This window comes from Luteitalea pratensis (genome assembly GCF_001618865.1).
Taxonomy (GTDB): domain Bacteria; phylum Acidobacteriota; class Vicinamibacteria; order Vicinamibacterales; family Vicinamibacteraceae; genus Luteitalea; species Luteitalea pratensis.
On sequence record NZ_CP015136.1, the window covers coordinates 1,280,130 to 1,302,796 of the forward strand.

At 67.0% G+C, this 22,667-nt stretch carries 18 protein-coding genes and 1 tRNA gene; 13 read left to right on the forward strand and 6 right to left on the reverse strand.

Features of this window, described 5'->3' with window-relative positions:
- Nucleotides 1-23 precede the first annotated feature (23 nt).
- The 7 genes from LuPra_RS05330 (at nucleotide 24) to ligD (ending at nucleotide 7,572) form a co-directional block, all read left to right on the forward strand.
- Nucleotides 24-587 (forward strand): glutaredoxin family protein, encoded by a 564-nt coding sequence (locus LuPra_RS05330; protein ID WP_110169787.1) that lies wholly within the window; start codon nucleotides 24-26, stop codon nucleotides 585-587.
- Complete coding sequence (gene glgB / locus LuPra_RS05335; RefSeq protein ID WP_110169788.1) at nucleotides 581-2,776, forward strand: 1,4-alpha-glucan branching protein GlgB; 2,196 nt, start codon at nucleotides 581-583, stop codon at nucleotides 2,774-2,776. Before LuPra_RS05330 ends, glgB begins: the two co-directional genes overlap by 7 nt.
- Before the next feature lie 6 nt (nucleotides 2,777-2,782).
- Nucleotides 2,783-4,330 (forward strand): ATP-binding protein, encoded by a 1,548-nt coding sequence (locus LuPra_RS05340; protein WP_110169789.1) that lies wholly within the window; start codon nucleotides 2,783-2,785, stop codon nucleotides 4,328-4,330.
- A gap of 35 nt (nucleotides 4,331-4,365) precedes the next feature.
- Nucleotides 4,366-5,337 (forward strand): YihY/virulence factor BrkB family protein, encoded by a 972-nt coding sequence (locus LuPra_RS05345; protein WP_110169790.1) that lies wholly within the window; start codon nucleotides 4,366-4,368, stop codon nucleotides 5,335-5,337.
- A gap of 202 nt (nucleotides 5,338-5,539) precedes the next feature.
- Nucleotides 5,540-5,911, forward strand: coding sequence for a LysM peptidoglycan-binding domain-containing protein (locus LuPra_RS34070; protein WP_110169791.1), 372 nt, complete (start codon nucleotides 5,540-5,542; stop codon nucleotides 5,909-5,911).
- 86 nt (nucleotides 5,912-5,997) lie between these two features.
- Nucleotides 5,998-6,219 (forward strand): hypothetical protein, encoded by a 222-nt coding sequence (locus LuPra_RS05355; protein WP_157898769.1) that lies wholly within the window; start codon nucleotides 5,998-6,000, stop codon nucleotides 6,217-6,219.
- Nucleotides 6,220-6,249: 30 nt separating this feature from the next.
- Nucleotides 6,250-7,572, forward strand: a complete 1,323-nt coding sequence (gene ligD, locus LuPra_RS05360) for a non-homologous end-joining DNA ligase (RefSeq protein ID WP_110169793.1) — start codon at nucleotides 6,250-6,252, stop codon at nucleotides 7,570-7,572.
- Here the strand turns inward: ligD and LuPra_RS05365 are convergent.
- The 3 genes from LuPra_RS05365 to LuPra_RS05375 all read right to left on the reverse strand — a co-directional run bounded on the left by LuPra_RS05365 (nucleotide 7,514) and on the right by LuPra_RS05375 (nucleotide 11,831).
- Complete coding sequence (locus LuPra_RS05365) at nucleotides 7,514-8,605, reverse strand: ATP-dependent DNA ligase (RefSeq protein ID WP_110169794.1); 1,092 nt, start codon at nucleotides 8,603-8,605, stop codon at nucleotides 7,514-7,516. The two genes, ligD and LuPra_RS05365, sit on opposite strands and share 59 nt — an antisense overlap.
- 67 nt (nucleotides 8,606-8,672) lie before the next feature.
- The gene (locus LuPra_RS05370; protein ID WP_110174540.1) at nucleotides 8,673-9,230 is read right to left on the reverse strand and encodes a DinB family protein; all 558 of its coding nucleotides are present in this window, start codon (nucleotides 9,228-9,230) and stop codon (nucleotides 8,673-8,675) included.
- A 141-nt stretch (nucleotides 9,231-9,371) separates the two neighbouring features.
- On the reverse strand, nucleotides 9,372-11,831 hold the full coding sequence (locus LuPra_RS05375) for a helicase-related protein (RefSeq protein WP_110169795.1): 2,460 nt from the start codon (nucleotides 11,829-11,831) through the stop codon (nucleotides 9,372-9,374).
- 243 nt (nucleotides 11,832-12,074) lie between these two features.
- On the opposite strand from LuPra_RS05375, the gene LuPra_RS05380 reads away from it, so the two are divergent.
- The 6 genes from LuPra_RS05380 (at nucleotide 12,075) to LuPra_RS05410 (ending at nucleotide 18,939) form a co-directional block, all read left to right on the forward strand.
- Complete coding sequence (locus LuPra_RS05380; protein ID WP_234800738.1) at nucleotides 12,075-12,368, forward strand: c-type cytochrome; 294 nt, start codon at nucleotides 12,075-12,077, stop codon at nucleotides 12,366-12,368.
- A gap of 616 nt (nucleotides 12,369-12,984) precedes the next feature.
- Complete coding sequence (locus LuPra_RS05390; RefSeq protein ID WP_110169798.1) at nucleotides 12,985-14,118, forward strand: methyltransferase domain-containing protein; 1,134 nt, start codon at nucleotides 12,985-12,987, stop codon at nucleotides 14,116-14,118.
- Between the two features lie 177 nt (nucleotides 14,119-14,295).
- A complete protein-coding gene (locus tag LuPra_RS05395) occupies nucleotides 14,296-14,688 on the forward strand; it encodes a hypothetical protein (protein WP_157898771.1) in 393 nt (130 codons plus the stop codon).
- Nucleotides 14,689-14,961: 273 nt separating this feature from the next.
- Nucleotides 14,962-16,044, forward strand: a complete 1,083-nt coding sequence (adhP, locus tag LuPra_RS05400) for an alcohol dehydrogenase AdhP (protein ID WP_110169800.1) — start codon at nucleotides 14,962-14,964, stop codon at nucleotides 16,042-16,044.
- Nucleotides 16,044-18,509 carry a cation-translocating P-type ATPase gene (locus LuPra_RS05405; protein ID WP_110169801.1) on the forward strand — a complete coding sequence of 822 codons (2,466 nt, stop codon included), beginning with the start codon at nucleotides 16,044-16,046 and terminating at the stop codon, nucleotides 18,507-18,509. The genes adhP and LuPra_RS05405 overlap by 1 nt, the downstream gene beginning before the upstream one ends.
- Nucleotides 18,510-18,600: 91 nt before the next feature.
- Nucleotides 18,601-18,939, forward strand: a complete 339-nt coding sequence (locus LuPra_RS05410) for a hypothetical protein (RefSeq protein WP_110169802.1) — start codon at nucleotides 18,601-18,603, stop codon at nucleotides 18,937-18,939.
- Nucleotides 18,940-18,945: 6 nt separating this feature from the next.
- Here the strand turns inward: LuPra_RS05410 and LuPra_RS05415 are convergent, their stop codons facing one another.
- The 3 genes from LuPra_RS05415 to LuPra_RS05430 form a co-directional block, all read right to left on the reverse strand.
- Nucleotides 18,946-19,956, reverse strand: coding sequence for a serine hydrolase (locus LuPra_RS05415; RefSeq protein ID WP_157898772.1), 1,011 nt, complete (start codon nucleotides 19,954-19,956; stop codon nucleotides 18,946-18,948).
- A gap of 626 nt (nucleotides 19,957-20,582) precedes the next feature.
- Nucleotides 20,583-20,672: transfer RNA gene (locus tag LuPra_RS05420), tRNA-Ser, on the reverse strand.
- Nucleotides 20,673-21,364: 692 nt separating this feature from the next.
- Nucleotides 21,365-22,294, reverse strand: coding sequence for an NAD(P)-dependent oxidoreductase (locus LuPra_RS05430; protein ID WP_110169805.1), 930 nt, complete (start codon nucleotides 22,292-22,294; stop codon nucleotides 21,365-21,367).
- Nucleotides 22,295-22,667: the final 373 nt, after the last annotated feature.

Sequence of the window (22,667 nt, forward strand, 5' to 3'; positions counted from 1 at the left end):
GAGTCCGATAGCGTGGCGCGGTCATGACCGAGGCTTTACCCGCCGTCGAGGTCCTGGGGGCCGCCTGGTGCGTCGACACCGCTCGCACCCTGCGTTGCCTGCGCCGCATCCGCGTTCCCTTCCACGTCAGCGACGTCGATGATCACCTCGACGCGCTGCAGGAGGTCACCCGGATCACGGGCGGTGAACGGCGCACGCCGGTCGTCCGCGTGGGCTCGCAGGTCCTCGTCGAGCCGTCCAACGAGGTGCTGATTCGAGCCCTGGAAGAGGCGGGGCTGCTGGCACCCTCGACGGTGCTCGCTTTCGAGCATGGACAGAACGTCGGCGATCTCGAGCGCGTGCTCCGGCTGGTCGGGGCCGGGCTCGCGATCGCGGCGACCACAGACATCCCTGCTCCCGTGCGCGTGCCGCTTCGCGTCCTCGCCGCCGGCCTTGCGCTGACGGCGGCCATCGGGTGGTGCCCGGTCTACGATGCTCAGGGCGTGACGTCGGTCGGCGGTCCGGGTGACCACCCCGACGAAGCAGAGCGCGACTCGTGGCTGGCCACGACCCGTCCTGCCGACCCGTCCCTGGAGCCCCGATGGTGACCTTTCTCGATCCGTCCCTGCGATCCATCCTCAACGCCACCCACGGCGATCCGTTTGCCGTGCTCGGTCCACACGTCCAACGCGGACGGTTGGTGATTCGCGCCTTCCTGCCGCGCGCGTCGGCCGTGCGGGCCATCGTCGCGGGTGCATCGCGTTCGGGGCACGACATGGCCGTGAAGCATCCCGAAGGCCTGTTCGAGGTCACGATCGACGACGTGACGACGCTGGCGCCCTACCGGTTCGAAGTGACGTGGCGCGACAGCGGCGAGGTCACGATCGTCGAGGATCCGTATCGATTCGGTCTCCTGCTCGGCGATCTCGATCTCTACTTGATCGGTGAGGGCCGCCACCAGCAATTGAACCGCGTCCTTGGCGCGCACCCGGCAGTGATCGATCACGTCGCCGGGACTCGCTTTGCGGTGTGGGCGCCCAATGCCCGCCGGGTCAGCGTCGTCGGCGACTGGAACGGATGGGACGGGCGGGTCCAACCGATGCGACAACGGCTTCCGCAAGGCGTGTGGGAACTGTTCGTGCCAGGCGTCGCCGCCGGCGCGCGCTACAAGTTCGAACTCGCGCCAGCCGCTGGCGGGCCGCCGTTTCTCAAGGCCGATCCGTGCGCCGCGGCTGGCGAACATCCACCGGCGACCGCGTCGGTCGTCTGCGGCGAAAGCGAGCACGTCTGGCAGGACGGCGAGTGGATCGCGCAACGGGCCTTGCGCCGCGAGGCGCTCGATCAGCCGATGGCAATCTACGAGGTGCACCTCGGGTCGTGGGCCCGGAGCGCCGACGGCGAGTTCCTTTCGTACGCCGAGCTCGCGACACGCCTGGCCGCGCACGTCCAACGCATCGGCTTCACGCATGTCGAACTGCTGCCGGTGCTGGAGTTCCCCTACGACGGCTCCTGGGGCTACCAGGTCACGGGGTTCTTCGCGCCGACGAGCCGGTTCGGATCGCCCGACGACTTCCGCGCCTTCGTCGACACCCTCCATCGCGCCGGCATCGGTGTGATCCTGGACTGGGTCCCCGGGCACTTTCCCAAGGACGCGCACGGTCTCGCACGGTTCGACGGCACCGCGCTCTACGAGCACGCCGACCCGCGACAAGGCGAGCACATGGACTGGGGCACGCTGATCTTCAACTACGGGCGCAACGAGGTGCGCAACTTCCTTACGGCGAGCGCGCTCGCCTGGATCGAGGACTTCCACCTCGATGGGCTGCGCGTGGATGCCGTCGCCTCGATGCTGTACCTCGATTACTCGCGCAACGAGGGCGAGTGGGTGCCCAACGCGTACGGCGGCCGCGAGAACCTCGACGCGGTGTCCTTCCTGCAGCAACTCAACGCCCTGGTGCACGAGCGCCATCCTGGCGTGGTGACCATCGCAGAGGAGTCGACCGCGTGGCCGGGTGTGAGCCGGCCCGTGCATCTCGGCGGCCTCGGATTCACCTACAAGTGGAACATGGGCTGGATGCACGACATCCTGACCTACGCCTCCAAGGACGCGATCCACCGCCGCTGGGAGCACACGCACCTGACGTTCTCGATGCTGTATGCCTACAACGAGAACTTCGTCCTGCCGTTCTCGCACGACGAGGTCGTGCACGGGAAGCGCTCGCTGATCGACAAGATGCCGGGCGACTCGTGGCAGAAGGCCGCGAACCTGCGCGCGCTCTATGGCTACATGTTCACGCACCCGGGCAAGAAGCTGCTGTTCCAGGGGTGCGAGTTCGGCCAATGGCGCGAGTGGAATCACGCCGAATCGCTGCCGTGGTTCCTGCTCGACCACGCCCCGCACGACGGCATCCTGCGCTTTGTCGGCGACCTCGCGCACCTCTACCGGCGGGAGCCATCGCTGTACCAACGCGACTACGACTACACCGGGTTCCAGTGGATCGATTGCAACGACAACGAGAACAGCGTGATCTCCTACATCAGGCGGGCGACCGATCACAACGACCTCGTCGTCGTGGTGATGAATTTCACGCCGGTGCCACGCGAGCGGTACGTCGTCGGCGTACCCAGGGCCGGTCGGTATGACGAGATCTTGAACAGCGACGCGTCCAGCTACGGAGGCAGCAACATGGGCAACGGCGGACATGTCATGACCATCGGCGAGCCCGCGCACGGCCACGCCCAGTCGCTGAGCGTGAGCCTCCCCCCGCTCAGCTGCCTGGTCCTGAAACCTTCGTAAGATGCCGTGACCGAGCCTCTCGACACGCGCGTGCCTGGTGACGCGCGGTGGTGGCTTGCCCACGATGGCTGCGGCACGCTGGTGTGGGACGGCCGCAGTGGTACGGTCCTCGCCGCGAATGCGACGGCTCTGCGCCTGCTCGGGCGCGATGCCTCCTGGGCGCCAGGAGGAGAGTCCATCCGCGACCTGTTCGAGATCGCTGATGGGCCGCCGGCGGCAGAACTCGCGACACGGCTGGGCGCCGGCCAGCCGCGCGAGCGACGGATCGCTCGCCAGGGGCAGGACGATCTCCGGTTGCTGCTGATCACATGGGAGGTGCCGGGGCCGGCGCACGCGTGGGCGACGTTGTGCGTCGATATGGAAGCGCCTTCACGACCGGACGCGGCGTTTGCCGCGCACCCTCGAATCCTCCAGGCGCAGAAACAGGAGGCACTGGGGCGGCTCGCCGGCGGCATCGCCCACGACTTCAGCAACCTCCTCACGGTGGTACTCGGGCACTGCGACGCCGCGCGCCAGTTGCTGCCGCGCGACTCTCCGGCACTCGAGGAACTGCAGGGGATCCAGGAGGCGGCACAGCAGGCCACCAACCTGTCGCGCCAGTTGCTCACGTTCAGCCGGCGCCAGGTGGTGCAGCCCGAGCCGCTGCAACTCGACGATGTGGTGGCGCGTCTGACGCCGCTGTTCCGGCGGCTGCTCGGGGCGCGTGTCTCGCTCGAAGTGGTGTGGCTGACGGGCCTGCCGCGCGTGCTCGCCGATCCGGGCCAGATGGAGCAGGTGCTGACCAATCTGGTCGTCAACGCCCGCGACGCGATCGCCGATGTCGGCAAGGTCCGCATCGCCACGTCGCTCGCCGGCGCGTCAGCCTTCACCGACGACACGGGCGTGGCGGCGCAGCCAGGCCGCACCTACCTCTGCCTCTCGATACGCGACGACGGCGTCGGCATGCCGGAGGAAGTCCGGCAGCGTGCGTTCGAGCCGTTCTTCACGACCAAGGCTGATGACCGGGGCACCGGCCTGGGTTTGCCGACCGTGCACAACATCGTCACCCAAGCCGGCGGCGGCGTTGCCCTGGAGTCGACGCCAGGCCACGGGTGCGACGTACGCGTCTACCTGCCGACGATTCCGGCGTCGGCGGCCGCCCCGGTAGCGCCCGTCGAGGCGCGAACGTTCCCGGGAGGCCACGAGACGGTGCTCCTCGTCGAGGATCGCGAAGCGGTGCGCCGCGTCGCGCATCGCTTCCTGTCTCGTCGCGGTTATCGCGTGATCGAGGCCGAGAGTGCCGAGCAGGCGCTCGAGGTCGCCGAGGCCCATGCCGGTGAGATCGACCTCCTGCTGTCGGACGTGATCCTCGGCGGCATGGATGGGTACGCGCTCGCGATTGCGTTGACAGCCCGGCAGCCTGGGCTTCGCGTGGTGCTGATGTCGGGGTATCCGAGCGAGATGCTGACGCGCGCTGGCAACGGTGGACCCATCTTCCCGTTCGTCAACAAGCCCATCGACTTCCCGACCCTCGCCCAGCTCTTGCGGGACCAGCTCGAACGGCGCAGTCGCTAGACCGTGTTGGCGGACGGCTTGCATGGCCCCACGGCATGCCGCTCTTCGACTTGCCGATTACCTGGCGCGAGGTCAGCAAGCGCACGGTCAAGGAGATGATCGCCGACGACTGTCTCGGGCTGGCGGCGCAACTCGCTTATTACCTGTTCCTCGCACTCTTCCCGGCGATCCTGTTCCTGCTCGCGCTCGGCAGCTTCTTCCCGCTGCACGACCTGGCGGGCGCCCTCGTGCGGGTGCTGCGGCCAGTGGCTTCGGAAGACGTGATCCACATCGTCGCCGATCAGATCCGGCGCATTTCCGAGTCCGAGAATGGCGGCCTGCTCACCTTCGGCGTGCTCACCGCCTTGTGGAGCAGTTCGGCCGCGATGGTGGCGGCGACGAGCGCCCTCAATGCGGCCTATGACATCGAGGAGGCGCGGCCGTGGTGGAAGGTGCGCGTGATCGCCATCGGCCTGACCCTTGCCCTCGCGGTGTTCGTCCTGCTGTCGTTCTCGCTGGTCCTCGCCGGTCCCGAGATCGCGGAGTACCTCGGGCGTACGCTGCGGATGGGGACGGTGGTCGAGTGGTCGTGGAAGGTCCTGCAATGGCCAATGGTCTTCGCCCTGGTCTCGACCGGGGTCGGGCTGGTCTACTACTTCGCCCCGGATGCCGAACAGGACTGGGTGTGGATCACGCCGGGCGCGGTGGTCGCGGCGATTCTCTGGCTCATCGCCTCGCTTGCCTTCCGCGTCTACGTCACGCGGTTCACGGACTACAACGCGGCGTATGGCGCGGTGGGCGGCGTCATGGTGCTGATGCTCTGGTTCTACGTGTCCAGCCTCGCCATCCTGGTCGGCGCCGAGATGAATGCCGAAATCGAACACGCCTCACCGCACGGCAAGGACCCGGGCGAGAAGGTCCCCGGGCAGCGCAAGCGCATCGGCGCCCTCGCGAGGGGCATGTGGGAGGCAGGCCACGCGCGCCGTCGTCCTGCGACCGTGTCGAGCAAGCTCGACACCTACGATTGAGCAAGCTCGACACCCACGATTCGAGCAAGCTCGACACTTACATTTCCGTGAAATCCACCCATGGTGCAGATTGACGGTGAGGGTGGTGCTGCGATTGCATCTAGGGGATCCGGCTACGCGTCGTGAGCGTTGCCGCATTCAGTTGCGCGGTCGTCCTGGCCGCATGCCGGTCTAGCAGGAGTCTTTCGAGGGAGTAGTTGCGATGAGCTTGCGCGATAAGTACGCCGCCGCCATTCATGTGGCCAAGTCCGTGGGTATGCAAGGAGCGGCCGAGGAGGCCAACGGCCGCCTGCAGTTCAAGGGGACCGTGACGTCGGAGGACGACAAGAACAAGATCTGGGACGCACTCAAGAGCGTGCCGACGTGGAAGGACGAGCTGAACGCCCAGATCGACGTGGTCAAGCCCACTGCGATCACCTATACCGTCCAGTCGGGCGATACACTCAGCAAGATCGCGAAGGCCCACCTTGGTGATGCCAACGCGTACATGAAGATTTTCGACGCCAACAAGGATCAGCTGTCCGACCCGGACAAGATCAAGGTCGGCCAGGTCCTCACGATTCCTTCGGCGTAGTTCTCGCTCGAAAACGAGACCGGGCCCCGCGCCCGGTCTCGCGACATTGCGCGCAGTGCCGCGCGCGCCAGATGGGAGCGTGGTTCATGACCGATGCGTACGCCCTTCGCCGCCGCGACACTCACCGTAGCTGGGCCTGGTTCGCCTTCGGCCTGATCGTCCTCGCAGCGGTGCTCGCGCTGTTCGTGCTTCCTCGCAGCTCCAGCCAGGACGAAGTCGGCCCCCACGGCCCCACGGTGCGTCCGCAGTCGAACACGCGCCCGCTGCCACCGCCCTCCGTGGCGCGCACACGCGGCCTGGCCGCGTAACGGAACCGGACACACGTCGTGGCCCGGAGGATGTCCGCTGACAGCGATCCCGTGACCTTGCGCGTCGGCGACCACGACGTGGTCATCACGCACCCCGACAAGGTCTTGTTCCCGGAGGCACGGCACACCAAGCTCGACGTCGCGCAGTACTACGTTGCGGTCGCTGACGGTGCCCTGCGCGCCACCCAGGACAGGCCGACGGTGCTCGTTCGGTACCCCGATGGCGTCGGCGGTGAGTTCTTCTTCCAGAAGCGTGCGCCATCGTCCCGGCCGCCCTGGCTGGACGTCGTCACGCTCGAGTTCCCCTCGGGGCGTACGGCGGAGGAAGTGGTGCCGCGCGAAGCCGCGGCTCTCGCGTGGATGGCCAATCTCGGGTGCCTGGAATTGCACCCGCATCCCGTTCGCGCCGACGACCTCGACCATCCGGACGAACTGCGCATCGATCTCGATCCGGTGCCGGGCGTCGCGTGGTCGCAGGTGCGGCAGGTCGCGATGGTGGTCCGCGCGGCACTGGCGGACCTCGGCCTGACGGGGTGGCCCAAGACGTCGGGCTCGCGCGGCATGCACGTGTACGTGCGGCTCGAGCGGCGATGGACGTTTGACCAGGTGCGGCGGGCGGCGCTGGCTTTTGCCCGTGACGTCGAGCGTCGCGCGCCGTCGCTGGCGACGAGCAAGTGGTGGAAGGAAGAGCGGCACGGCGTCTTCATCGACTACAACCAGAACGCGAAGGACCGCACCGTCGCCGCGGCGTATTCGGTGCGGCCCACGGTCGACGCGCGTGTCTCGGCACCGCTCGACTGGGACGAGGTCGAGGCGTGCGATCCGGCCGACTTCACGCTGGTGACGATGCCGGGGCGGTTTTCGGGGATCGGCGACAGGCACGCCGGCATCGATCGTGTGCCGCAGGCCCTCGATGCGCTCCTCGAACTGTCGTCCAGGCATGAGCACGACGGACTCGGCGATGCGCCGTGGCCACCGCATTACCGCAAGCAGCGTGGCGAACCGGTGCGCGCCCAACCGTCACGTCGTCGTGTGCCCGTGCACCCGCTGGTCGAGATCGGCCGCGCGCGACGCAAGGAGGATGCGCTGGCGGGGCTGGAACGATGGAAGGTGCGATATCCGGATGTCGTCGCACACCTCGAGCCGGCCGACGTGCTCGTCGATGCCATGCGCGGACGGCACACGACATGGACCCGGGTGCGGGTGAACCTCCGGCACGTACCCGACGCGATCCGGCCGTCGCAGGACGCCCTGGATCCCAACGAGGACATGAGCACGGACTGGCTCGCGGATGTTACGCAGACCCCGCCCGCGCCGCGGAGAAGACACGCGCCAACTCGTAAGGAGTCGTGACCTCGAGCTGGTCGTAGCGGCAGTGCTCCTGGGGCTTGTCGGGGCGCCAGCGCCTGAACACCGTCGCGTGGCGGAACCGATTGCCCTGCAGGTGGTCGTAGGTCACCTCGCATACCCGCTCGATGCGCAGGGGTTCCCACGACAGATCCTTGCCCGCGCTCCAGCGACTCTGCCCGCCGGGCATTCGCGTGCCTGCGGCGCTGACTTCGGCCCATGCGCGCCACGGGTGCTCGCGCAAGGCGTCCTTCCGCAACGGCGCGAGTTCGGTCGCTAGCTGCTGACGCATCGCCATCGTGAACGACGACGTCACGCCCACGTGTTGCAGGACGCCGGCATCGTCGTACAGGCCGAGCAGCAGGGAACCCACATGTGTCTCCGGGCCGGCCTTGTGCCAGCGGAAGCCGGCGACGACGCAATCGGCAGTGCGGACGTGCTTGATCTTGACCATCGTGCGGCGGCCAGGCTCGTAGATCGCATCGGCGTGCTTGGCGACAACGCCATCGAGCCCCGCTCCTTCGAACCGGGCCAGCCAGTCCGCCGCGAGGGCACGGTCGCGTGTCAGTGGCGTGAGGTGCATCGACGGCGTGAAGCCGGGCGCGAGCGCTTCGAGGCGCGCGCGCCGGGCCGCCAGCGGGTGCCTGCGCAGGTCCTCGTGATCGGCGGCGAGCACGTCGAACGCGACGAAGGAAGCCGGCGTTTCGCGCGACAATTTCTCGACGCGCGACGCGGCCGGGTGCAGCCGCATCTGCAGCGCATCGAAGTCGAGGCCACGCGGCGTGGCGATGACCACCTCGCCGTCGACGACCGCCCCGTCAGGCAAGCCCCGGACGAGCGCGTCGTGGACGTCGGGGAAGTAGCGATCGAGCGGCTTCAGGTCCCGGCTCTGGATGTAGACGGAGCCGCCGTCACGAAACGCGATCGCCCGGAAGCCATCCCACTTCGGCTCGTAGCACCAGCCGTCACCGTCGGGCAGGTCTGTCGCGGCCTTGGCCAGCATCGGCTCGACCGGCGGTGTCACGTCACCTCGTGCCATCGCGCGATTGTCGATCGACGCCGCTCAGTGAGGCAACTCAGGGCCGCGCTCGGAGAGCGGGCCCTACCTACCCCTGCTGCCCACTGATCACACGCAGGTAGCGTCGCCAGGGACCGACCTCGTCCGCATACTGCGTCCCGAGCACGCGTGCGATCTGGATCACGTGGTCCAGGTCATGCGCGACCCACGTCGCCAGCAGTTGCGACAGCGTCACAGGGCCGAAGTCGGGATGGCGCCCTCGCCGTTCGAGATCTGCCGGCGTGATCTGCAGGGCCGCGAGATCGCGCAGGTTCTGCGCCCGCAGCGACGCGAAGTCGTCCAGCATGTCGGGCAGCGGGCGCCCGCGCTCGGCAAACTGTGCGAAGCGGTCGTACGGCTCGAATGCCTGCGCCTCGCCGTGTTGCATGATGATCCGGGCGCGCGGCAGCCAGTCGGTGCGCTCGCCGTGAATCAGGTGGCCGAGGACGTCGGGGGGACTCCAGGTCTCGCCGCCCTCGTGCGCGGCGAGCCAGTCGTCCGACAGTGTCCGCAGCAGTGCGTCGAGGGTACGTGGCGTGTTCGCCAGCAGCGTCACCGCCTCGGCGAGAACGAACGGGCGACGAGTCCGGGAAGTGTTGTCTAGCATGTCAGATCCGATTATGCAGGCGCGTACGACGGGCATAGCCACATCTTGCGGCTCGGCGCGTTCTCCGTCGGCCTTCGTTCGTCGGCCATCGGCCATCGCGCTGAACTCGGTCGGAGACGACGCGCTTCGGACCTGATTGCTCTACGCGTCGCGCACGACGAGGGCAGCGAGCGCGTGCGGCGAGCGCGGCCCGAGTTGCGTGGAGAGACGCGTCACGAACGCAGCCCAGTCGTGCGTGGCGGCATCTTCGGCCATCATCCGCTGCGCGCCCGCGGAGCCGCGACGGAACGCGTCGGCCCAGGCCGGCCGGGGCCGGCCGGCGGCATCGAGCGCGAGGACGTCGAACTCGGGACCGTCCTTGTAGAACGCGATCACGCCGGTGCCGCCATGGCCCGGGATGCGTGCCTCGAGCCTCGCGACACGTCCCTTCGGATCGTCCTCGAAGTGCGCCAGCAGTCCCTCGACGAGCGCGTGACCCGAGGCAAAGAAGTCGATGGCCTCGTCCTCGACGGCGTAGTCGCGATCGAACGTGCCGACGAAGGACGATCCGCCGGCAACACCGGGCAGGCTGTCGATGAGCGCCTCGTTGCCGAACTCGATGGCGTAGGCGCGACGGCCGCGGACCTGTTCGACACGAAACCCCAGGCGGGAGGCGGCGTTGACGACCACCTGTTCCATGAGCGCGTCGAGTCCGGCGGGTATCCGCGCGAGAATCGACGGCCCCAGGTCGGCCTGATAGGGGTCGCGGTGCAATTGCTGGTAGGCCGCGTCCTGGATGCGTGACCGCGCGGCCTCGGCGGCCGCGATCAGCTGGTCGATCTGCGCATCGGACAGCGAGGCGTCTGGATCGAGGGCGACCGCGTCGAGCGCATCCTCGACCTGCGCGAGTTGCGGTTCGACACCGGCCATCGGTGCCCGGAACAGGCCGAGCCGTTCGAACAGCCGGACCACGTCGGCGCCGATCCCGGCCGCCGGACGGAAGTAGACGACGTCGACAGGAATGCGGCGTCCGATGCGGTCCAGTCGTCCGATCCGCTGCTCCACGGTCGACGGTGCCCACGGCAGGTCGTAGAGCACGAGTCGCTGGCAGAACTCGAAGTTGCGCCCCTCGCCGCCGGCTTCGGTCGACACCAGCAGGCTCGGCCCATCGTCGGCGCGAAACCGCGCGACTTCGGTGTCGCGCCGGGCCGCCGACAGGTCTTCGTGGAAGACACCACTGGCCAGCTGCGCGCGCGCGCTGAGCGCGTCGCGCAACATCTCCAGCGTCTCGCGATGGGCGACGAACACGAGTGTCTTCTCGTTCGCGCGCCGCCACAGTGGCGCCTGCCTGAGCAGCCACATGAGTCGCGGATCGGTGCGGTCCATCGTGTCCGCCTGCTGGCGCAGGGCGATCTCGTCTGGCCCGAGGACGGCCCTCAGTGCTGCGCCTGACGCGAGTGCGCGGCGGATGCGGTCGAGTGCACGGCGTCTCGCGAGTGCGTCGTTGCGCGTGCCCTGGGCATATGCCAGGCGAGCGTGCGAGGCCAGGTCGATCGGGGGCGCACCATCGTCTGGCATCCCTGCTGCCCCTTGTTCGTGGGCGGGGAGATCGACAGGCAGCGGCGCGCGGGGAGGCAGCCCGCCGATGTCGACGCGACGGGTGGAACTCGTGCACGGCGGCAAGGGCACGCCCGATTGGAGTCGTGCCTCCACATCCAGTCCTTCCGGGAACTCGTCGGGCCGCAGCAACTGCAGCAGCCGAAAGAAGCCGTGCGCATCGTCTTCGAGCGGCGTCGCGCTGAGCAGCAGGAGGTGCCGCCCGAGCGCGGCGATGGGAGCGACGGCACGATAGGCCGGTTCGCCAGGATGGCCCGGTGGACGCCGCAGTCGCTGCGCCTCGTCGATCACGAGCAGGTCGATGCCGGCGCTGACGGCCTGCGCGCCCAGCTCTGGCCGGCTGACGAGTGTCTCGAGCGCGAGCACGGCGCGGCGGTGGACGTCGAACGGATTGAAACCGGCCCCGAAGTCGCGCGCGACGTCGGCCAGGCGCGGTGGATCGAGCAGCGTGAACACCTGGTGGTACTTGCGCCACAGCTCGCCGAGCCACTGCACCGTCAGCGCCTCGGGCACGATGACCAGGCAGCGCTCGATCTTCTGCGTGTGGAGCAGCCGATTCATGATCAGCGCCGCCTCGATCGTCTTGCCAAGTCCGACTTCGTCGGCCAGCAGCCACCGCACCGGCAGCCTTGCCGTCGCGCGTTCGGCGACGTGCAACTGGTGCGGGAACAGCCGCACCCGCCCACCGAGGAACGACCCGAGGCCCCCTGCCTCACGCGTCGCGAGCAGGCGCAGCACGTCGAGTCGCGTGAGGACGTCCGCGGTGTCGTCGATCTCGCCCGCGGCCAGCCGCTCGATCAGCGATCGGTCGCGGCGAGGGGCCCGGTCCGCCTCGGTCGCCGTCGCCGGAACCAGCGCGTCGCTGGTGGCGGCCAGCCGCAGCGTCGTCGCGCCGTGCGGGAAATGGACGACGAGGACACGCCCTTCGATGGCGGTGACGCGGCCGGTGCCGAGGTCGGCATTGAAGCGGTGGGTCAGGTGGTCCCCGACGGACCAGAAGGGCACGGGGAGATTCTACCGAAAGGACGGAGGAGATGAGGACGGAGGAGGGAGGACGGAGGAGGGGGGACGGAGGAGACGAGGAAGGAGGAGACGAGGACGGAGCCCGGAGCACGAAATGAGCTCACTCGTATTTTGACCGCGTGTCCGCAGTCGGCGACCGACGGCTTCGCGCCGTGCCCGCCGCGACTCGAGCGCAACGCGCGCACATACCGGATTGAGCGGGCGGACGGCACGTTCCAGACAGTCGTGACGTCGGATCCCGGACGGCTGCTCCTCACTGGCCAGCCGGCGGACCTTGGCGTGATGGAGTCCACGCAACTGCGCGGCATCAGCCGGACCGCACCGTACTTCCACAACAACTCCGCCGCGACGCTCGAGGAAGTGCTCGACCTCTACGACGCGTTCTTCAGGCGATCGGTGAGGCTCTTCCCGCCGCCGAACCTGCCACCGATCATTTCGTCGGATGGAACGGTCATCGACCGTGGATTCCTGACCGCCGAGGACCGGGTCGCCTTGCTGGCGTACTTTCGCAAGCTGTAGACGGACCCGGTTCGCGCCGCTCCTTCCGTTCACCGGAAGGGGGTGACGGATTGGCGTGAGATGGCCCGGACCGCGGAGACGCTCACGGGGTCGGTCGTGATCGCCTCGGTCATACCGTCCGCAAAGGAGTCTGCCGGCGCATCTCCCGAAACGTTGCGGCACGGCAGCACTGCAAGCGATCGCACGGGAACCGTGGCGACCGCGGATTGTTTCACCCACAGGAGGGCGACCGTGACGCCAACCGCAACGAGCAGCGGCACGACCGACCACGCGTAGAAGACACGCGTCGCCGTTGCGACCGGCTTCGATGACTGAGGACTCGGCGTCAATGATCCCGCAAACCGATAGCCGTGCCTGGGAAGCGTCTCGATCCACTCGCGCGCTTCATCACCGAGCCCCCTTCGCAGGGTCGAAATCTGAAAGGAGAAGGTTGGCCTCCTCGACGAAAGTGCCGGGCCATAGGGCCGCCATCAGCTCCCACTTCGAAAAAGCCCGGGCGCCGTCGTGGCTCAAATGACCGAGCGGTGATATGAAGGTGAAAAGCAGGTGACGCGAACTCTCGCGCGCGTCTTGCCTGCTAGGATCGGACGTCCAGGGAGATTCAGGCGTGTCCGCGATGTCGGGAGATCCGCATTTCGTACGGTTTGCCGGTTTCACGTTGGATCTGCGATCCGGGGAGCTCGCGAGGAACGGCCGTCGGCTGCTGCTGCCGGAGCAACCATTTCGCATTCTCACACTCCTGGTGCGTTCGCCCGGCTCACTGGTCACACGCGATGACCTCCGTCGTGAACTGTGGGGCCAGGATACGTTTGTCGATTTCGAGCACAGCATCAACGCCGCCATCAAGCGGTTGCGTGAAGCGCTAGGTGATTCGGCTGCAAGATCGCAGTTCGTCGAAACCCTTCCGCGCCGTGGCTATCGATTCAAGGTTGCGGTCGACGTCGCGCCCCCGGCCTCCCAAGAGGTCCCGATCAACGCGCCGTACGCATTGCTCGCTCGGTTTTATGACGTTCTGTGCGGCTATGCGGCGCCGATCAACCGTCACGCCCGCAGGCAGATTCTGTGCGCCGTGCTGCCGAGCGTAAAAAGTGTGTGTGATGTTGGTTGCGGTACCGGCGAGACGGCGCTCGATCTTGCTCGGCATGGCCTTGAAGTTGACGCGCTGGACGACTCCCGCGTGTTCTGCGAGACGGTTCGCGCCAGGGCGCGTCGGGCCGGACTCGCCGTCACCGTTCACTGCGATGACATGCGCGACTTCCGATTGCCGCGACCCGTGGATCTCGTTCTTGCAGAATTCGCGTCGCTCAACAACCTCGCAGATCGCCGTGACCTGCCACGAGTGATGCACGCTGTCGCGCGCGCGTTGGCAGACGGCGGTTGGTTCTGTTTCGACGTCAATACACCGCGATCGTTGCGCGTTGAGTACCCGCAGACGTTTTGGCTCGAAGATTCCAGATTCAAGCTCGTGCAACACGGAAGTGTCGAGACTGACGGGCGGCGGGCGAGGCTGGACTTCGAGTGGCTCCTCCCGGCCGGACGTCTCTGGCGCCACGTGCGCGAGACGCTCTGGCACGTCTCCTGGACTGACTCGGAGATCAAACAGGCTCTGCGAGTGGCTGGATTCGAGCTCGTGCGGTACTTCGACGGCGTCGATGTTCGCCCACAAAGGCCTGGGACGACGCGCGGAACGGATGCGTACTACCTCGCACGGAAGGGAAGGCCGGGACAACGGCGTCGTGCCAGGACCTAGTGGATTCCTTACCGCCGCGTCACGTGGCCGCCGGCGCGGTCAGTCGCATCCAGGTGGCCTCGGATTCGATGTCGGCCGGGAAGAGCAGCGGCCTCCTACCCTCCCACGTAATTGCGGCGCTTCATGTCGCGCGCGATGCTCGTCGTCATGAACTGGCTTCTGAAAGGAACTCGCGCCATGACATCGCATCGCGTTCTGCAGCTGAACGCTCTTACTACCGCCGGATGTGGCCTCGGGACCGTAGCGACACGAGGTGACCTGCACGCGCTCTTCGGACTCGAAGCGCCGATCCTGCTCGACGCGATCGCCGTCGGTCTGCTGGCCTACGCGGGTGCGCTTGCGTTTGCGGCCCAGCGTCAGCCGGTCAGCCGGCAGGCCTTGATGTTCTTCACCGTTGCCGACGCGATCTGGGTGGTGGCCAGCGCCATCGTGCTGCTGCTCTTCTGGCCGCAGTTCGCGCCTGTGGCGCGGCTGCTCGTCATTGCCGTCGCTCTGGTCGTCGAGGTCTTCGCGACATTGCAGTTCCGTGCCGATGGGAGGATTGCGGGCATCTCGCCGCAAGTGGCCTGAGCCCGACACGATCGAGGCGCAGCGTCCCAGCGTCCCGCGCCCGCCCGGAATTTTCCCCACGGTTGCGCGGACTCTTTCTCCCTGTCGTCGCGGAGTCTTCGTTCTGGCTGGTTTTCACGCACGAGAGCACCGTGCTCGGTGGGCATCACTTTCGCACTAATCAGTTCTCGGACCGCGCTGTACAGCGGCGGCAGGCGTCGCCGTTGCGCATGTGTCGGTGGTGTGGATCGCGGGTTGCGTTGGTGCGACCGCGGCAAGCAACGGAGGTGCAGGATGTCCAGGACTATGAAGGCGGCGGTGGTTCGCGCACTCGGCCAGCCATTGTCGATTGAGGAAGTCCCCGTCCCGACGCCGGGGCCGGGAGAAGTCCTCGTGAAGATTGTCGCAAGTGGCGTGTGCCATACGGATGTGCACGCCGCCGATGGTGACTGGCCCGTGAAGCCGACGCCACCGTTCATCCCCGGTCATGAGGGCGCTGGCATCGTCGCCGGCCTTGGACCTGGCGTGACCGGGCTGAAAGAAGGCGATCCTGTCGGCATCGCCTGGCTCCACGACGCGTGCGGAGGATGCGAGTCGTGCATCACCGGATGGGAGACACTCTGCCCGTCCCAGCACAACAGCGGCTACGGCGTGAACGGCACTTTCGCGGAGTACGCGATCGGGAATGCCGCCTACCTCGCCCGCCTGCCGGCACGGCCGGACTTCGCGGCCCTGGCGCCCATCCTGTGCGCTGGCGTCACCACCTACAAGGGCATCAAGGAAACCGAAGCGAAGCCAGGAGAATGGCTCGCCATCTCCGGAATCGGCGGCCTCGGTCACGTCGCCGTGCAGTATGCCAAGGCGATGGGGTTACACGTCGTCGCCATCGACGTCGCGGACGACAAGCTCGCCCTCGCCAGGACGCTCGGTGCTGATGTGACCGTCAACGCGATGTCCCCGGATGCTGCGGAAATCGTGACGAAGTACACCGACGGTGGAGCTCACGGCGTCCTCGTAACCGCGGTCTCCGTGCCGGCGTTCTCGCAGGCGCTGCAGATGGTGCGGCGAAAGGGTACCGTCAGCCTTGTCGGCCTGCCGCCTGGCGACTTCCCGACGCCCATCTTCGACGTCGTCCTCAAGCGAATCACAGTCAGGGGTTCGATCGTCGGCACACGCAAGGACCTGGCGGAGGCTGTGGCGTTCGCGTCCGAAGGGAAGGTGCACGCGCATATTCATACGGCGCCGCTGGAGTCGATCAACGACATCTTCGCTGCGCTGAAGTCCGGCACTGTCGACGGTCGGATGGTGCTGGACCTGGCGCTCCCTGCCGGCTCCATGCGGGAGCAGGCGGCGACGCGGATCAACGCGCTCGCCTGATGAGTGGCCTTTCGACAGCGGACGCCGTCGAACGACTCGGGCAATTTGGACCGAATGCACTGCCAGAGCAGGCTCCGGAGCCTCTCTGGCAGCGCTTCCTGCGTCAGTTCAACAGCCCGCTGATCTTCATCCTGCTGTTCGCACTCACGTTCGATCTCGGGCTGTGGGCGTACGAGGGCGGGCACGGCTGGCCAATCGAGGCAGCCGCCATCGGCCTGATCCTGCTGTTCAACGCTGCTCTCGGCCTGTATCAGGAGCAACGCTCCGAGGCCGCGCTTGCCCGGCTCAAGGTGTTGGCCGGGGCCCAGGCCTGGGTGCTTCGCGACGGCGAGTTCGTGCGGCTGCCAACGCAGGATCTCGTGCCCGGCGATTGCGTGCGACTCGAGTCAGGCGACCGCGTTCCGGCCGACGGCGTCCTCCGCGATCCACGCGGCGCCATGCTCGATGAATCGATCCTGACCGGAGAGTCGGTACCTGTCGACAAGGGACAGGACGACGAGGCGTTCAGCGGCACCTTGCTCGTCCGCGGCAAGACGCTTCTGGAGGTCACCCGAACCGGACCGCTGAGCGCGATGGGGCGCCTAGCAACGATGCTCGGCGACATCGAGCTCTCGAAGACGCCGCTTGAACGCCGGGTCGACGTCCTCGGACGACGGATCGCGCGTTGGGTCCTCACGCTGACGGCCCTGCTTGGTGTGGCTGGCGTGATCGCCGAGGGGTTGAGTCGCGCCCCGCAGATGATCATCTTTGCCGTCGCTCTTGCCGTCGCGGCCGTCCCTGAAGGCCTGCCCGCGGTGCTCACCGTCGCGTTGGCCCTGGGAGTCGAGCGCATGGCCCGTCACCGCGCCGTGGTGCGACGGCTCTCGGCGGTGGAGGCGCTGGGCTCGGTGACCGTCATCGCTACGGACAAGACCGGGACGCTGACCGAGAACCGCATGGACGTCCGGTCGATCGATGCGCCGGACCTGGGGCGCGCGCTTGTTGCCGTCGCACTCGCCAACGACGCGGACCCCTCGACCGGCGCAGGTGATCCACTCGATGCCGGACTGCTGCGCTATGCCTGCGCGCACGGCATCGACGTCGCACGACTGAGACAGGAACACCCGGTGATCAGCGAGCGGCCGTTCGACAGCGCCTGGAAGTTCGCGCGCGTCACGGTCCGTGAAGACGGGCACAGGGTGAGCTTTCTCAAGGGAGCTCCGGAGGTCGTTGTCGCGCGGTGCGACCTGAGCGTGGAGGATCGCGAGTCCTGGACAGGGAAAGCCGAGGCGTACGCCGAAGAGGGATTCCGCGTCCTCGCGATCGCGAGCGCGCCCGGTGAAGCCGAAGAGCACCTGTCGCTGCTGGGCCTCGCGCTGTTCTGGGATCCGCCGCGGCCGGAAGTGCCGAAGGCCGTCCGGACAGCGCTGGATGCCGGTATCCGCGTGGTCATGATCACCGGCGACCATCCAGTGACGGCCCTTGCCATTGCGCACCAGATCGGCATCCCTGGCGTGCGGGTGCTCACCGGGGAGGACCTTGCCGAGTACGAGCGTCACACCCTCCACGACGCGCTGACGGAAGTGAATGTATTCGCGCGGGTGCGGCCAGAACAGAAACTGCTGCTCGTGGAGTCCCTGCAGGCGCTCGGTCAGATAGTCGCGATGACCGGGGACGGGGTCAACGATGCGCCCGCGCTGAAACGTTCCGACGTCGGTGTGGCCATGGGGCAGCGCGGCTCCGACGTCAGCCGGGAAGTGGCCGATCTCGTCCTGCTCGACGACAACTTCGCCACTGTCGTGAGCGCGGTCGAGGAAGGCCGGGGCATCTACGAGAACATCCAGAAGTTTCTTCGATTCCTGTTCTCGACCAATCTCTCGGAAGTGCTGCTCGTGGCCGGCGGCGCCGTGGTGGCGTTCTCGATCGATCTCCGGGATGCGGCAGGGCACCTCGTGCTGCCGCTCACGGCCGCCCAGATCTTGTGGATCAATCTGCTGACCGATGGCCTGCCTGCCCTCGCCCTGGCTTTCGATCGAACCCCAGGGGTCATGCAGCAGAAACCGCGACCGGCCGGCTCGCCGCTGCTGGACCAGCCCTCGGTCCGGTTCGTCGTTGCCGTGGGAAGCATGAAGGCTGTGCTCGCGCTGGCCGTCCTCGGAATCCTTCCGACGTTTGGCTACAGCCTCGAGGTCACGCGCGCTGCCGCATTTCACTTCATGGCCATTGGCCAATTGTTCCTTACGTACCCGTCACGGCACACATGGATGCGGCCGCTGTCGAACCCGTACCTGCATGCTGCCGTGGTCGGCGGGGTCGGCATCCAGATCGCCGCAGCGTCGATACCGTTCGTCTCGAACCTGCTGGGAAGTGCTGCGCTTCCCGTGGAAGTCTGGGCTGTGGTCTTTGCCGCGGCCTTCGGGTCCTGGGCGCTTTCGGAACTCATCTCGCGACTGGTGTGGCGGCAAGTGGGGCAGCGAGAGGCCTGAGCGAAGAGACCTCACGCATGGATAGCCTCGGTGTGCCTCGCGCGGCGCGAAGCCATCACGACCGTCACGCGCATGGATTGAAAGGTGTCATGTGAACGCCACGATCCATGACAACAGGACGACTGTTTACTGGCATCGGGAGCTGCCGCCACTCGAGGCGGAACTCGTCGCGGAACACATCGTCGAGGCAACCAGCAGCCGTGTCTCAGGAAGGCTCGCACATCGTGACGAGCTGTGGGATCAGTGCTATCGGGAGCTGATGGCGAACGCCGAGCGCCGGCTCGTGCAGGAGGTCGCACGGCTCGGTGGCCACTTCGCGCACGTGCACGACGAAGTGATCCATCCCAAGCACGACGACGCAGCGGGGGAGGCGTGGCTCCACGGCCGTTTCAGCTACATGCTGTACCGGCGCCCGCAGGAATCGCGTTAGCCTGCCTCATCGCGCCTGTTTCGCGAACGCGTCTCCGATCTTGAGGCTGAGCGCAGACGTGTTCGCGTGCGCGATGTTGGACAGCACGGCGACGACGATGCCGCTGTCGCGCAGCGTGGTCAGCGACATCACTATCCCGCCCGCCAGCTCGCCGTTGACGCTGACGCGCTTCGCCAGGCCGACGCCCACCATGTCCGACGCCGTGGAATAGGACGCCATCGTCCCCGCGCAGCACGCCAGGTCGCGCATGTACATCAGCCGCCTGCCCCGCCGTGGATTGTCATCCGAACGCGGGACGTAGAACGTCGCGCGATCATCCGGCAATGGGTACTCGGCGGGAGCCAGGCCAAGCGGCTGCAAGATGTTGTGGCGGATGAGCGTCAACGGTGGGAAGTCCTCTCCCGGCTCACCGATCCGCTCCGGACTCCACGCTGTCGCCGCGTCAGCGCCGGTGTTGGTCAGCCCGAGCGACGCAATGACGTCGGCCGTGACCGCCGATGCCGCCGTGCCGATGTTGAATCGGGTCTTCGGCGTCACCGGCGTCCGCGTGTCCACGTCCCTCCAACCGAATCCTTCCGCCCAGACGATCGTCCCGCCGGCACCGACCGCCACCGACACCCCTGGCAGGTTCTGCTCCAGGACGGCCGCGCGCACGAGCTCCCGCGCGCGCCCGACGGCCACGGAATATTGCGGCGACGGCGCCGAATCGATGACCGATGGCACGTCCTGCGGTTGTGCGAAAAGAGGCACGGTCAGCGCGACCGCATGAGTGAGAACTGCCGCGAACGCCGCTATCAGGACCCCGACGGCAAGCCCCGTGCGCGCGGCCCAGGCCGGCAGCCGATTCCGCGCGGCCTTCACGCCGAGCACGACCGTGCCGATCATCAGCAGCAGCCCGATGCCGCCGGCGCCGGGCGCGTCGTCCACTTCCCCCACGTAGATGCCCATGGCCCCGATGGCCAGGGCGAGGGCGATGAGGGCGGCCGCCCTGAGGTTGTTCGTCACAGTGGATGCCATGTCGGCCACTGTGCCCGAAAGCCGGCCGCGAAGTCCTCACCGAATCATGAGCGGGCCATGAGATTCGAATGAAATGCGGCAGACCTTGCGCCGAAGAGGGGAACGCCGGGACCGAAACGCACAGGACCCTGGCCGATTCCGTCGCAGTTGGGCGCGTCGTCGAGTTGACGAGCATTCGATGCAGAACTCGAAAAATTCTCTGAATCTCGCGGGTTTGTGGGACGAAGACCTGGGCGACCGAAGCGGGCACGGAAAACTGCGGCGAAGGGATTCGAGCCCGAAGGCCGAGCCGAAGACGCTGGCCTGAGCCTGAAGCTCACTCGCTCCGCCAGGGCGAGCGAAAACGCGGTCTGACGCGCCGCCGGCCGCCTGGCGGAAGACGTCGACGAAGAGGTCGCCGAACATCAGCGGTGATGAACGGCAGGCTGAGGCAATTGGGGAAGGGATTCGAGCCTGAAGGCCGAGCCGAAGGCGCTGGCCTCAGTCTGAAGCTCACGCGCTCCGCCAGGGCGAGCGAAAACGCGGTCGGCAACTGGGGAAGGGATTCGAGCCTGAAGGCCGAGCCGAAGGCGATGGCCTCAGGCCTGAAGCTCACTCGCTCCGGCCACACTCGCCGCAGGCGAGTGTGGCGGAGAGAGTGGGATTCGAACCCACGGTAGGGTTTCCCCTACACACGCTTTCCAAGCGTGCGCCTTCAGCCTCTCGGCCATCTCTCCAGCTCTGTAGAATCAACAACTTGCGAGCGGTCGACGCAAGATTATCGCACACGCCGCGGCCGCTCGTGCACCAAACCGCTAACGCGAACAGATTCAGCGACTTGGAGCAAAGCCAACAGGGAGCTTCGCACCGGATTGTGTAACATCTCTTAATCCCTCTGGAACACTTCCGGTCACTTCGTCAGTTGCGCTGGTGCATTGTTCAATGACTGTAGTCACGGACTGGACGAGCGCTTCTCTTCGATCTGTCAACGGGCGCTCGGCGCCGCTCGGATGATGATGCGTCGCTCTATGAAAGTCTCGAGTTTCTGAACCACCAGCAGGCCCCTGCGGCGCTATGGCGGACGTGCTGGGTGTCATTCCGCGTTCGCTCGGCGCCCGGCTCGGTGCACGGCGACCAGCGGCTTCCTGGATCGTGCACGGACACCGGCTTGCCGACCGACTACAGCCAGGACGAGTGGCATCCCGCGCTTCTCAATAAGGCCGACGTCATCAAATGCAGGACAGCGCTGATCCTGCGGCTCACGGCGTGGCGGGCCGCGTGGGGCCTCTGAGGTAGTGCGGCGCTGCGGTTGTGGGTCCAGAAGGCACGATGTGGACGGCGGACTTCAACGGCCGAGCGGAGTGCCTCTCCAGATCGACATGCACCAACGCCTCTTGTTGCCTCGGGCACAAACAACGCAACCACATCCTCACCCGAGGACTGGCTCGGTCCCGGTCTCGACGAAGGCCGGTCGGTCAGCCAGCGCACGTCTCCCGCTCAGAGCTTCCAGCGCAAGCACGATTGCCTGCGTGCCGTTGCGAGCGCCGCCGTACGCTACGACGGCGTGATACAGCTGTTTGGCGAGGGCCAGACCGGGCAGCGCCAGGTGCATGGCTTCGGCCTCCGCTAGTGCGATTCCCATGTCCTTGATGAAGTGCTCCACGTAGAAACCGGGCTCCATGTCGCCGCGAATAATGCGCGGCACGAGATTCTGGAGGGCCCAGGATGCCGCAGCGCCGCCACCGACACTTCCGAGTACCTGCTCTAGCCCTAGCCCGGCGGCGCGCGCGTACGTGATGGCCTCACCGACCCCTACCATCGTGCCGGCAATTAGGATCTGGTTGACCATCTTCGTGTGTTGACCACTGCCCGGCGGACCCTGCAACAGGATGGTCTTGCCCATGTGTTCTAGAAGGGGCCGGGCCCGATCGAATGCCTGCCGCTCGCCCCCGACCATGATGGACAGCGTCGCATTCCGCGCACCGATGTCGCCGCCGCTGACAGGCGCGTCGAGCACGTCGATACCATGCTCGCGGCCCGCGGCCGCGAGTCGTTGGGCAAGAGAGGGACTGCTGGTCGTGAAGTCGACGGCCAGGCTGCCCGGCTTCAGTCCAGCCAGCACCCCCCCGGCCGCTAGATAGACCTCTTCGACATCGCTCGGATAGCCGACCATCGAGAAGACAACGTCGCTCTGGCGAGCGAGTTCGCGTGGGGTGTCAGTCCAAGTGGCGCCCTCGTCCAGCAAGGACTGTGCGCGTGCCCGCGTGCGAGTGGACACGATGAGCGTGTGACCAGCGCGCAGCAAGTGGCCCGCCATCGACGCACCCATCACTCCCGTCCCTATCCAGCCAATCTGCATCGTCGACTCTCCGTGACGCCTGCCGTGGCGACGTCTGTATTTCGCAGCCTCACGTGTCGTCCTCGTGCGGCGATCGCCTGCACACGACGGCGCGTAGGCCGCCAAGGAGCAAGCTCGACCCCGGCGAGGGTTACGGCTACCGAATCCGATGGAAGCATCTTCGTTTGCGTCGAGACGGGTGCTCACACCACTCCTGCAGATTTCACCCTAGACCACCGGCGCGCTGCGCGGAATCTCCTTGCTCCATGCGAGTGCGCCCACGTAGCCTCCACTCGTCCACTCGAAGAACCTGACCGCTGTCGTGATTGCGTCTGTCCGGCGCCTCGCGATGTGGGAAGCGGAGTGCCCGTGGCGAGGGGGCGCAGCGCGCGCC